Source organism: Mucilaginibacter panaciglaebae, assembly GCF_039539265.1.
In the GTDB taxonomy this organism is placed as follows: domain Bacteria; phylum Bacteroidota; class Bacteroidia; order Sphingobacteriales; family Sphingobacteriaceae; genus Mucilaginibacter; species Mucilaginibacter panaciglaebae.
The window spans coordinates 238,784-251,098 of record NZ_BAABCV010000005.1 but is presented as its reverse complement, the minus strand read 5'-3'; the positions used below and the strand labels follow the sequence as shown (position 1 = coordinate 251,098).

The following is a 12,315-nucleotide window of genomic DNA, read 5'->3' as shown; positions in this document are numbered from 1 at the left end:
ATTTAAAAGAGCGGGCCTCGCATCACAATTTTTCAAAAAAAATGAGTAGCTTAGTTCGCGTCCGTGATAGAGAAGCTACAGCGTTATGAGAATTTTTCGTGAAAACATTGTAAGTCCCGACAATCTGTTTGTTGTTAAGGAGGAGCAATTTAAGTATAACGATTTCCCGTTCCATTTTCATTCCGAGTTTGAGATCATCCTGATCTTAGAAGGCTCGGGCCAGCGAATGGTGGGCGACAGCATTACGGAATTTAACGGCCCCGACCTGTGCATGTTCGGTGCCGATTTACCACATACTTTTTATACCCGCGGACTAAGTAAAAACGAAGCCATCAGGCAGATCGTTATCCAGTTTCATGAAAATTTTCTAGGACCTGGTTTCTTTGACCGTAAACATTTTAAACAGATAAAAGACCTGTTACAACGCTCATCGCAGGGTATTGTTTTTGACGAAAATACCACCGCTCTTATCGCTCAAAAAATGAATGCGCTGGTTGCCAAAAGCCCTACAGAAACAGTTATCACTTTATTAGATATTTTACATACCCTGTCAGTTGCTGCCAGCTACTCGCTGCTTTCCAGTTCGGGCTTTTTGCATAGCTTAAATGTAGACGAATCAACCCGGATGAGCAAGGTATACGACTATATACTCGACAACTTTAAACGCGATATCTCGCTGGATGAGGTAGCGTCTATAGCTTACCTATCCCCGTCTGCCTTTTGCCGGTATTTTAAAAAGTTTACCCGCAAAACGTTATCCGAGTTTTTGATCGATCTGCGTATCGGCTACGCCTGCAAGCTGCTGCAAAACACTAACCTGGGCATGTCGCAGGTAAGTATGGATGCGGGGTTTAACAATGTATCTTATTTTAACCGCAAATTTAAAGCAGTTAAGGGGCAAACACCCATGGAATACCAGCGCCGGTTTCTGATCAAGCGAGCCAATTAATAACAATTTCCACAAATGTTAATATAAATAGCTCATTATTAAGTGTTTTTGATTTTGTATTGGTTATATTTGGTATAATCAGTACACAACAAGCCTTAAATGTATGCGAAAAGTTTCAGACATACTCGCCCGCAAGGGGGGTAACGTAGTTGCCGTTGATGCCGCTACCTTAGTGTTAGATGCCTTAAGGCTGATGGCAGACCGCAATATCGGCTCGATAGTTATTACCGAAAATGGCGCCTATGCCGGCATTCTTACTGAAAGAGATTACGCCCGCAAGGTTATTCTCGAAGGCCGCTCGTCAGATCATACCACCGCCGGGCAGATCATGAGCACCAACCTGCCAAAACTACTGCCCGATAACACCATTGATCATTGTATGCACATCATGAGCGAGGGAAACCTCCGCTATTTGCCGGTTTTTGATTATAATGAGCTGTGCGGCATCATATCCATGAGCGACGTGGTTACCGAAACCATTCTATCCCAGGAAGATACCATTGAGCAGTTGAAAAGTTATATCCAGTCGTAAGCTTCATGTTTTCCTACACACGCTAAGCATCAATGCTTACGAACGGATGTATAGATTTCTCGTTTCACTCGAAATGCATCGTTATGAAGTGTCCTCATTTTAACTAACACTACAATTTGCGTATATTGTACGCCAAATACACAACATTGACATTTAACGATTTTAATTTTAACGACGAACTAAGCGAAGGCATTTCAAGCATGGGGTATACTACCCCTACACCTATTCAGGGCATGGCCATTCCGCTTATCTTAGCAGGAAAAGATTTAATAGCCTGTGCCCAAACCGGCACCGGCAAAACTGCGGCTTTTTTATTGCCGATACTGGAAAAGATAGGCCGCACCAAAAAAGATCACACCAGTACACTGATACTGACACCTACCCGCGAGTTAGCTCAACAGATAGACCAACAGGTTGAAGGCCTGGCCTATTTCACCGGCATCAGTTCAATAGCGGTTTTTGGTGGTGGCGATGGCCATGTTTATGAACAGCAGCGCCGTGGCATACAAAACAATGTAAACATCATTGTTGCAACACCGGGCCGGCTGATTGCTCACCTGACATCGGGTCTATTGAAATTGAACAAGATAGATTACCTGATACTGGATGAAGCCGACCGGATGCTCGACATGGGTTTTTATGACGATATTATGCGTATAGTGAGCTATCTGCCAAAAGAAAGACAGACCCTGCTTTTCTCGGCTACCATGCCGCCGCGCATACGCACCATGGCTAAAAAGGCATTGCATGATCCGGAACAGATTAATATTGCCATATCGCAACCTGCGGTGGGTATTGATCAGCAGATATACCGCCTGCATGACCAGCAGAAAACGCCTTTATTACAGCATTTACTGAAGGATGGCAATTATCTGAGTACAATCATTTTTGCATCGCGCAAAGAGATCGTAAAATCACTTTACAAAGAATTAAAGGCCATAGACTTGCATGCCGAATCATTCCACTCTGACCTTGAACAACGGGATAGGGAGGAAATTTTGCTTCGCTTTAAAAACAAGCAATTGCCTATTATTATTGGTACTGATGCCTTATCGCGTGGTATTGATGTGGAAGGCATTGACCTGGTAATTAACTATGACGTCCCGGCTGATGCTGAGGATTATATACACCGCATCGGCCGTACCGCCAGGGCTGCCACTACCGGCACTGCCATCACGTTTGTCAATCATCGCGACGAGCGCAGATTAAAGAGCATTGAAGAGCTGATTGAGCGAAAGATCATACAGCATCCGCTGCCTGAACATCTATTAAGTATTACCGAGGCCAGACTAGAAAGAAAACCAGATCAGAACCGTAATAACCGGCATAAAAAACGTGTCTGGACTAAAAATAAGCCAACCAACAAAAGCTAAATTATGAGAATTTATCGATCACTAAAATTAACTGCTGCTTTGCTGGCGCTATCAACTGGCGTTACCCTGGCCCAGGACGCAGCTAAAACCACCTCTGGCAACCCGATATTTCCAGGATGGTATGCCGACCCTGAAGCCAAGATCTTTGGAAAAACTTACTGGGTTTATCCTACCTACTCGGCCAGATATGAGGAACAAGTGTATATGGATGCCTATTCATCAACCGACCTGGTACATTGGACAAAACACGAGCACATAATTGACACTGCCGCCATTAAATGGGCGCATAAAGCCATGTGGGCTCCGGCAGTAACTGAGAAAGATGGCAAATACTATATTTTCTTTGGCGCTAATGATATTCAGAATAATAACCAGGTGGGAGGAATTGGTATAGGTGTGGCGAAAAAGCCAGGAGGCCCGTTTAAAGATTATTTGGGGAAACCGTTAATCGGCCAGTTCATTAACGGCGCTCAGCCTATTGATCAGTTTGTCTTTAAAGACGATGACGGGCAATATTACATTGTTTATGGTGGCTGGCGCCATTGTAATATCGCGAAGTTAAATAAAGATTTTACAGGTGTTGAGCCATTTGCCGATGGCGAAACTTATAAATCAATCACCCCGAAAGATTATGTAGAGGGCCCGGTGATGTTTAAACGTAAAGGTAAATACTATTTAATGTGGAGCGAAGGCGGCTGGACCGGCCCTAACTATCGCGTAGCGTACGCCATGGGCGACTCGCCAACCGGCCCGTTTGAGCGTATCGATGTTATTCTGAAACAAGACCCCACCATCGCTACAGGCGCTGGTCATCACTCGGTGATCAATATCCCTAAAACCGACGAATGGTATATTGTTTACCACCGTCGCCCATTAGGCGACCATGATGGCAACCACCGCGTAACCTGTATCGATAAGATGTATTTTGATGAAAACGGTCATATCCTGCCTGTTAAAATTACTAATGAAGGTGTAGCGGCAAGGAAGATTAAGTAATTGCTAATCGCATAATAAAAAAGCGCCATAGAGTCTATGGCGCTTTTTTTATTCCGCCCGAACGTAGAGAGAGACATACGCTAAGCATCTGCGTACAAACGGGGTGTATAGATTTCTCGCGATGCTTGAAATGACAAGCGGTTGGTTACTAATACTCGCCCTTATACTTCTCAATAAAGGCCTTACATCCCGCCTCAATAAGTTTAAATACCGGCTCAAACTGCGTATCATCATGATAAGGATCCGGCACTACCCAATCGACTAACAATAAGGATACTTTCTGGCGGTCTTCTGCATTGCGGGCCATAGCCACTACGTTACTCAGGTTGCTTTTATCCATTACCAGGATATGATCGGACCTGTCAAAATCTTCTGGTGTAAACTGCCTGCAAACTTGCTTGCTGATGTCGATGCCGTGTTGCTGTGCAGTACGTACAGAACGGCGATCGGGCGGCTCACCAATATGCCAATCGCCAGTACCCGCTGAATCGACCTGCCAGTTTAATCCTTCTTTATCTGCCAGATGTTGCATTATGCCTTCCGCCAGCGGCGAGCGGCAAATGTTTCCGAGGCAAACCATTAGTATTTTCAGCTTTTTGCCCACTATCCAAATATCTTATTCAACAATCCTGCTAACCTGATACCGCCTTTTAGCAACTGCTGGTTCAGAATATCTATATGTGTAAAATTGTATTTGTAGTTTAATGTTTCGCCCGGCGTGATCTCTTTATACAATTGCTCGGCCAGGTTGCTCGACTCGAATACCCACTTGCTGATGGGTGCAGCTTGCCAATCTTTGATTTGAGCAGCAGTTGGGTAATCAATAGCCTTTACGTATTCTGTGTAGCTCAGGTCCTGGAAGTTAATGAGTTCCGTATCCCAAATTGAATGCAGGTTAGTAGGCTTGGTAAACCAGTTTACCTTGAAATCGTTGCCTCCTTTATCGCCGGAGTGTGCAGTATGCATAGGCTGATGGATATCTTCCGTAATATGTATCAGCAGGCGCAGGTATAACAGCTTGTTCTCTTTAGTAGTAGTTTTCTTTTTTAACTCGCTCACTAAAAACTCCAGTTTATTGTAGGCATTCGGATTGGTATCATGATTAAGATACTCCGTCATCTCCGGGTAGCTCATTGGTCGTTCAAAATCAACAAAATGCCAGCTATATAAGTAATTATAAGCGGGGTCTGATTTAATAAAATCGGCCCAGTTGCTCGCCATAGCTATCGACTCGTGGCCCAGAATTGCTCTTACCGCAGCAAGGGCTTTGGGAGTTAAATGGTTCTCGGCAATCTGGCCGGATATGCGGTGCCCATTTGTACCCCAGGCCATGCTCTGCATCGGCGCATATATAATGGCCAGCCCTAAAGCTAATTTCTTTACAAATTTAAGTTTCATATTATACTATAGTGGTTTTGGCGTGCAGGACGTCCGTTTAATTAAATGTAAATTGATAGGTATAACGTTTGATGTGCTTAAAAACTGAACTGTTGAATCAGCTTTTTTGTTCACCTTAAAATATTCTTCATAAGGTCCCGAGCGAAAACAGCCTGCTTGCTTTTTCAATGTATAGTCGGCATTGCAAAAATTGCCGCGGATATGCAACGTATCATCGCGCTGACTGTAAGTGCCACGGATATATTCTTTCCAATGTCCGTCAAGCATACAGCTATCCATCCCTGTATTTACCTTGCTGTATTCACTTAGTTCCATATACACCGAGTCGCAGGTAAATTTAAATCGATACAGCGAATAACTCAATAACTGCTTTTGCATCGGTACACTGTCTTGCTTCCACTCACCTTGCAGGTAGTCCTCACCCCGGCCCTGCAGGTTGGGGTTGGGTGAACAGGCGGTTAGGAAAAAGCTGAAAGCTAAAAGGTAAAAGGTGAAAGCTTTTGACATGCGAATTTTTAAACATTTGTCATTCCGAGCATAGCGGGGAATCTGCCTGGCAGCGATTGCGTAGTTTACAGATTCTTCGCTACGCTCAGAATGACAAAAGGACGTTTTTATTTATTTCAGGCTACCAATCATATCCTCAGGCTTAACCCATTCGTCAAACTGCTCGTTGGTTAGGTATCCTAAACCAATGGCTGCCTCTCGTAATGATGAACCGTTTTGTAAAGCAGTCTTAGCAATTTTGGCTGCTTTTTCATAGCCGATGTGCGGGTTAAGTGCAGTAACCAGCATCAATGAATTTTCCAGGTGTTTTTTAATACCCTCGTAGTTTGGCTGGATACCTGCCGCACAATGATCATTGAACGACACACAAGCATCGCCGATTAAACGTGCCGACTGAAGGAAGTTAGCCGCCATCACCGGTTTAAATACGTTTAGCTCATAGTGCCCGTTTGAACCGCCTACTGATATGGTAACGTCATTACCCATAACCTGTGCAGCCACCATGGTAACAGCTTCGTTTTGGGTTGGGTTAACTTTACCTGGCATGATAGATGAGCCCGGTTCATTGTCCGGGATATGGATCTCGCCGATACCTGAACGCGGGCCCGAAGCCAGCATACGGATATCATTAGCAATTTTCATTAATGAAACTGCGATCTGTTTCAAAGCGCCATGCGACTCCACAATAGCGTCATGCGCAGCCAGAGCTTCAAATTTATTTTCGGCAGTGATAAAAGGCAAGCCGGTAAATTTAGCGATGTATTCGGCAACCTTAACATCATATCCTTTTGGGGTGTTAATACCGGTACCTACTGCTGTACCGCCCAATGCCAGCTCTGACAGGTGCGCTAAAGTGTTTCTCAGTGCCCTTAAGCCATGATCTAACTGAGACACATAGCCTGAAAACTCCTGACCCAAAGTAAGCGGCGTAGCATCCATCAAATGCGTACGGCCTATCTTTACCACACTTTTAAAGGCCTCGCTTTTGGCTTTCAGCGTATCGCGCAGCTTTTCAATACCGGGGATTGTTACCTCGACCACCATTTTATAAGCAGCAATGTGCATAGCGGTAGGGTAAGTATCGTTCGATGATTGCGATTTGTTCACATCATCATTCGGGTGAATGTATGTTTTGCCCTCGCCCAGCTTGTTACCGGCTATGACGTGCGCACGGTTAGCAATAACCTCGTTAACGTTCATGTTTGATTGTGTACCCGAACCGGTTTGCCAAATCACCAGCGGAAATTCGCCGGCTAACTTACCGCCCAGTATCTCATCGCAAACAGCGGCTATCTGGTCGCGTTTATCGGCAGGTAAAACGCCCAGATCAGTATTGGTAAATGCGGCAGCTTTTTTCAGGTAAGCAAAAGCGGCAATGATCTCTTTCGGCATGGATGCCTCCGGACCAATTTTGAAGTTGTTGCGTGAGCGTTCGGTTTGTGCGCCCCAATATTTTTCGGCAGGCACCTGTACCTCGCCCATGGTATCGTGTTCGGTTCTGAAACTCATGGTAATGCAGTATAATTTAAGCCGCAAAGGTAGGGCTAAAACGGGTGCGATGTAAAATAATATTTAAAAAGTTACGGGGCAGCCATGCCGGCATTGCTTCGCCCGCCGACCCCTTCTTTTCGCCTGCGGCAGAAAGAGGGTGTTAAAAAATTATTTTAATTCCCCACCTTGGGAGGGGGGAGGCGCCGGTAGTTGCCCGTGTTATGCCGCATATGTAGATACTTCATCATTTCATTGTCCTACACTTAGTGTTCGACATTTCGCCTCACGTCAACATAGTATCACAATTAGCCATTTATTGAAAATATTCTATTGGCTATTATTCTTTCTTTGTACAACCAATTGTTCACACACTTAATTATGAAAGCTTTAAAGTACCAGCTCATCCCTGCTATGCTTTGTTTAGCGGCGCAATTATTTGCCCAGCAAACAAAACCGCTGCCCATCATACCCATAGGCTTAGACGCTTACAGCATGTGGGATAAATGGCCCATGCAGCGCATTGGCGACCGGGCCTATATGCGAAGCACTTATGACCGCGAAGGCGGCAATCAATCTGCCGATGCCAGCCATTACCTGTTTGCCAATCAGGAAGATCATAATGTAGCACTAGACGTTAAAGGCAAGGGTGTGTTATATTTTTTCAGGGCTAATCATTGGCATGGCAGCCCCTGGCATTTTATTGCAGATGGAAAAGATAATGTGGTTGAAGAAAGCGCTACCGCCGACCGCATGAACGCCATAAGCAGGTTCAAAACCTCCACCGTCTTTATCCCCGGAACAGCATTCCCAAAACCGCTTAATTTTACCTGGGCCGATACCAAAGGTGCCGACCTGATCTGGACACCCATGCCTTTTAAGGATGCGTTCAGGATAGCTTATTCCAAAACACATTATGGTACCGGGTATTTCATTTATCATTTATATGCCAACCCGCAAAATCTTTCACAACAAATAAACTCGTGGGATATTAACAGCGCGCCTGATAAGGATGTGCTCGACCTGATTGATAAAGCCGGGACGGACATCGCCCCAAAAAACATCAAAAAGATAAGCGGCGAGGTAAAGTTGAACAACAGCAAAGTGATTATCGCCAATATCAAATCTGCAGCCTCTTCTGTGCGGGCATTTAAATTAACCCTGCCTTTGGATAAAGCCGCTGACCTGGAGCAACTGCGCCTGCAGGTTACCTGGGACAATGCCCGGCAACCATCGATAGATGCACCCCTGGCCTTGTTTTTCGGCGCCGGGACTTTATACAACCGCGACTCGAGAGAATACCTGGTAAAAGGTTTCCCCATTAATATCCGCTTTGATTATCCCAACAATAAAATTGAGCTGGCTTGTTATTACCCGATGCCGTTCTTTAAATCGGCTAAGTTTGAATTGACAAGTATTTCACCCGGCGATACTAAAATCAATTATGAAATAAGATATGAACCCTTAAAAGCAGCACCAAACTTAACTGCTTATTTTCATGCCACCTATGCAGATATGCCGCAGCCCGAACCTGGAAAGGATATGACCTATTTGGATACCCGTGGTATAGAAGGGCATGATGATTGGTCGGGAAGTTTTGTGGGGACATCATTCATATTTTCGCACAATGCTAACCTGGGCACCTTAGAGGGCGATCCACGTTTCTTTTTTGATGACAGTGAGAGCCCGCAAGGCTATGGCACCGGTACCGAAGAATGGGCCGGTGGCGGCGATTATTGGGGCGGCCAAAACATGACACTTGCCTTTGCCGGGCACCCGCTTGGATCGCAAACAAAGGCTGCCGCTAAAAATGATAAGGACCTCATCGAATCTGCTTACCGGTTTTTACTGGGCGATATGATGCCGTTTGGTAAACGCGCCGTGATTAAGTTTGAACATGGGGCCGAAAATCTCAGCACAGAGCATTACCAATCTGTAACTTACTGGTACGGCCTGCCCGCTCCGTCGTTAATACAAACCGACGACATTGACATAGGTAATACCACCAGCGAAACCAATCATAATTACGCTTCGCCCGATGCTTCGCCTGTCGAGAAGATCACTTCAAGATATGAACTAGGGATTGATCTGTTTCCTAATATAAAGCTTGTGGGTGACAGGGCCGGCAAAGAGGTTTATCCGGCACATGAAGAGGATGGCAGGTACACGCGCGCAAGTTCAGAGTTTACCATTAAATTGGCGGCTAACAATCAGGGGGCGTTACTGCGGCGCACGCTTGACTACAGTTTCCCTAATCAAACCGCTGAAGTTTATATTGCTGATGCCGGAGCAGGTAAAACTGCTGACTGGAAATTGGCCGGTACCTGGTATCTGGCCGGCTCAAATACCTGTTTATACTCCGACCCGCCGGGCGAATTAGAAAACCGTTTACTACGCACAAAAACATCAAATCGCCGTTTTCGGGATGATGAATTTTTAATACCGATGAATTTAACAGCTAACAGATCGGTTATACGGGTAAAGATTAAGTTTGTGCCTAACAGCCAGGAACTATTTCCCGGCTTTCCGTTCCCAAAAAAAAGCGCCTGGAGCGAACTAAGGTATAGTGTTTACAGCTACGTTTTGCCAGATTTTAGGATGAAGAAATAAGGTAATTGCGAAATCAAAAGACGTGGATCATACTGAGCCTGTCCAAGTATGAGCGCAAGGGACGATGAACACTGCCAGGCCGATGCTCACCCTTCAACGGGCTCAGGGTGACACCCGCTTTGTTATGCCCTCAAACAAAAACATGCCAATCAACCTTTTACAAAGACAAGTTAATGCTCTTTGCTTATGCGCTTTACCAGTATCTATTGTATTTTTTTTCTGGCGATTGTTGCCTGTGGGCATTCGCACGAAGCTGATGTTATTGGCACCGACCTGACGCCTAAAACTTATGAGCAAGAACACATTACACATATTAATACCGGCAACACTACACCCGACGAACTGGTAACCTTTGCCTGTTCGCTGGAAGGTACTCCATACCTGTATGGTTCTATCGATCCTGAAAAGGGATTTGACTGCTCGGGCTTTGTTACTTATGTGTTTAACCATTTCGGCATTGCCGTACCTCGTACCTCGGCCGATTTTACACCGGTACAGCATCCCATCGATCTGAAAGATGCCAAACGTGGCGACTTGATTTTATTTACCGGCACAGACAGTACCCAAAAAGTGGTGGGCCATATGGGCATCATATCTTCTTTGCCAGGCGAAAAACTGGCGTTTATTCATTCCACCTCGGGCAAAGCATATGGCGTCACGGAGACTTCTTATTATGATTCTTATTACAATACTCGCTACGTGAAAACCATCCGCATTTTTAAGCAGAATGACGAAGATCATAAATATTGAAAATCGGCAACATAAAATTAAGGTGTCACCCTGAGGCCCTCAAAGGGTAGGCGCAGGCCTTTCCCGCATGCTTCGAGAGCCTAAGCACCTCCCACAGCGCAACTGTAATTTAACGCTAATTCTCATTCATCAATTCCTGAAATCGCTCTACAAATAATCCCACATGATAACCATCTGCTAACCCATGGTGTACATGAATTGAAACCGGCATCATTCTTTTACCATGCACGTGGGTCATTTTCCCGACAGAGATCTTAGGGCAGCTATCCGGGAAGCTAAATGCCCGGGCATGCGATATTGAGGTAAAATCTAACCATGGCAGGACCGAAAAATGAATATCATTCGCCCCTTCTGCAGAGGGCACCAGGCCAGTCGACCGCCTTGTTTTTTCTATCTCCGTTTTAGCCCCCTCCACAAACTTCTGCTCGTCTTCAAAATAAGTTAAATAAGCAAAACCGAAAGTATCATCGGGGCGGTTAACCGTTGTGGCTACATTATTCTGGTCGTACAGGTAAACCCGGCCATCTATTATCCGGTACCTGAAATTTTCTACCTCATTGGTAGCCTGCAAAACGCGGTAAAGGTAGTACAGGAAAAAAGACTGATTCCTGTCTTTCGCGTTTTTGTAGCCCCGCGTGCAGTCTATCGAAACCACCAGGCCCCAAAACGGCTCCTCAAATTTTGAGAACAGGTTAAAATGATCTTTGCGTTTCCAGGTGTCTATATCAATTAATTTTTTCATTGGTAACTGATAGTTTCGTTGCAAATGTCATGACTATTGGGGTTATAAACAGAACAATTAATGATAAACGTATTCAGCTAAACGGCATTTAATACTTATGCTCGAAAGCACCAACCCAATTGCTCAAAGCCGGGTCTAAGTTTTTCGTGCGCATCATCTTCACAAACAAAGGCAGGTTATCGCTTTGCGCCAGTTTGTAAAAATAACCGGCATAAAAGGTATCAAAAAAGTTTTTAGTAGTTTTTTTGGCTGATAATTGGCCAACCTGCGTAAAAATGGTCTTAAGCTGGTATTCTAATAATGCATCGCCGCTTAGTTTTTTAACTTTGCCCGAGGCTATGCTAGTTGATATGATTGCGTTGAACCTGGCATTTTCTTTAGCATCGGCAGGCGACAGTTTTGTTGCGGCGCTCTCAGCTTTTAATACGCCGCCTTTAAGGATGCTTTGCATATTGGTAATTGCTTCGTCGCTTTTGTCGCCGTTAGGGTCAAGCAGCAAAAAGTTACAAAAAGCCAACAGCGCGTTGACGCGTTTATTTTGATGGAAAGTTACCAGCCCGTAAAGGCGTTGGCTATTGGCGTGTTTTGGGTCAATTTTTATAGCTTCAATAGCAGCCAGTTCAGCCTGGGCGTATTGCTTGTCGCGAAAGTAAGCTATCCCGAGGTTAAAGTTCAGATTTTGATCCTGCGGGAAGGCTTTCAGCCCCTCTTTATAAATTGCAATAGCCTTTTGCGGCTGATTGCTTTTATCGTAAATACCGCCCAGCAAACTATAGGCAGCATTGGTATAGTTAGATTGTGTTTTGATCACCTTCTCCAGGTACGGGATACCTTCGGTGCCTTTATTATCATTAACCAGGCTAAGTGCGGTTTTATAATTAGCAGCCGCTTCGTCCGATTGTGCAAAAGAACGGCTTGCGGTTAGTAAATTAAAAGCGATTAATACAAGTAGATAAGTTTTTTTCATGTG

12 protein-coding genes are annotated in these 12,315 nt (G+C 44.9%); 6 read left to right on the top strand and 6 right to left on the bottom strand.

Going from position 1 to position 12,315, the window contains the following annotated elements; genetic code table 11:
- Positions 1 to 85 precede the first annotated feature (85 nt).
- The 4 genes from ABD772_RS08865 (at position 86) to ABD772_RS08850 (ending at position 3,850) form a co-directional block, all read left to right on the top strand.
- Positions 86 to 949 (top strand): AraC family transcriptional regulator, encoded by an 864-nt coding sequence (locus ABD772_RS08865; RefSeq protein ID WP_345102997.1) that lies wholly within the window; start codon positions 86 to 88, stop codon positions 947 to 949.
- Between the two features lie 103 nt (positions 950 to 1,052).
- Positions 1,053 to 1,481 (top strand): CBS domain-containing protein, encoded by a 429-nt coding sequence (locus ABD772_RS08860; protein ID WP_345102995.1) that lies wholly within the window; start codon positions 1,053 to 1,055, stop codon positions 1,479 to 1,481.
- Between the two features lie 146 nt (positions 1,482 to 1,627).
- On the top strand, positions 1,628 to 2,854 hold the full coding sequence (locus ABD772_RS08855; RefSeq protein WP_345103113.1) for a DEAD/DEAH box helicase: 1,227 nt from the start codon (positions 1,628 to 1,630) through the stop codon (positions 2,852 to 2,854).
- 3 nt (positions 2,855 to 2,857) lie between these two features.
- On the top strand, positions 2,858 to 3,850 hold the full coding sequence (locus ABD772_RS08850) for a glycoside hydrolase family 43 protein (protein ID WP_345102993.1): 993 nt from the start codon (positions 2,858 to 2,860) through the stop codon (positions 3,848 to 3,850).
- A 148-nt stretch (positions 3,851 to 3,998) separates the two neighbouring features.
- Here the strand turns inward: ABD772_RS08850 and ABD772_RS08845 are convergent, their stop codons facing one another.
- The 4 genes from ABD772_RS08845 to fumC form a co-directional block, all read right to left on the bottom strand.
- Positions 3,999 to 4,454 carry a low molecular weight protein-tyrosine-phosphatase gene (locus ABD772_RS08845; RefSeq protein WP_345102991.1) on the bottom strand — a complete coding sequence of 152 codons (456 nt, stop codon included), beginning with the start codon at positions 4,452 to 4,454 and terminating at the stop codon, positions 3,999 to 4,001.
- Positions 4,454 to 5,248 (bottom strand): S1/P1 nuclease, encoded by a 795-nt coding sequence (locus tag ABD772_RS08840; protein WP_345102989.1) that lies wholly within the window; start codon positions 5,246 to 5,248, stop codon positions 4,454 to 4,456. Before ABD772_RS08840 ends, ABD772_RS08845 begins: the two co-directional genes overlap by 1 nt.
- A 6-nt stretch (positions 5,249 to 5,254) precedes the next feature.
- Complete coding sequence (locus ABD772_RS08835) at positions 5,255 to 5,755, bottom strand: fumarate hydratase (RefSeq protein WP_345102987.1); 501 nt, start codon at positions 5,753 to 5,755, stop codon at positions 5,255 to 5,257.
- Between the two features lie 111 nt (positions 5,756 to 5,866).
- Complete coding sequence (fumC, locus tag ABD772_RS08830) at positions 5,867 to 7,264, bottom strand: class II fumarate hydratase (protein ID WP_345102985.1); 1,398 nt, start codon at positions 7,262 to 7,264, stop codon at positions 5,867 to 5,869.
- A gap of 360 nt (positions 7,265 to 7,624) precedes the next feature.
- Here fumC and ABD772_RS08825 point away from each other — a divergent pair, with 360 nt between their 5' ends.
- A complete protein-coding gene (locus tag ABD772_RS08825; protein WP_345102982.1) occupies positions 7,625 to 9,853 on the top strand; it encodes a DUF2961 domain-containing protein in 2,229 nt (742 codons plus the stop codon).
- 186 nt (positions 9,854 to 10,039) lie between these two features.
- Positions 10,040 to 10,603 carry a C40 family peptidase gene (locus ABD772_RS08820; protein ID WP_345102980.1) on the top strand — a complete coding sequence of 188 codons (564 nt, stop codon included), beginning with the start codon at positions 10,040 to 10,042 and terminating at the stop codon, positions 10,601 to 10,603.
- Positions 10,604 to 10,718: 115 nt separating this feature from the next.
- Here ABD772_RS08820 and ABD772_RS08815 read toward each other — a convergent pair whose 3' ends face one another.
- Together ABD772_RS08815 and ABD772_RS08810 are read right to left on the bottom strand one after the other, a co-directional pair.
- Positions 10,719 to 11,345: a CatA-like O-acetyltransferase gene (locus ABD772_RS08815; protein WP_345102978.1), complete on the bottom strand. Its 627-nt coding sequence runs from the start codon at positions 11,343 to 11,345 to the stop codon at positions 10,719 to 10,721.
- An 88-nt stretch (positions 11,346 to 11,433) separates the two neighbouring features.
- On the bottom strand, positions 11,434 to 12,312 hold the full coding sequence (locus tag ABD772_RS08810) for a tetratricopeptide repeat protein (protein ID WP_345102976.1): 879 nt from the start codon (positions 12,310 to 12,312) through the stop codon (positions 11,434 to 11,436).
- Between the last annotated feature and the right edge of the window lie 3 nt (positions 12,313 to 12,315).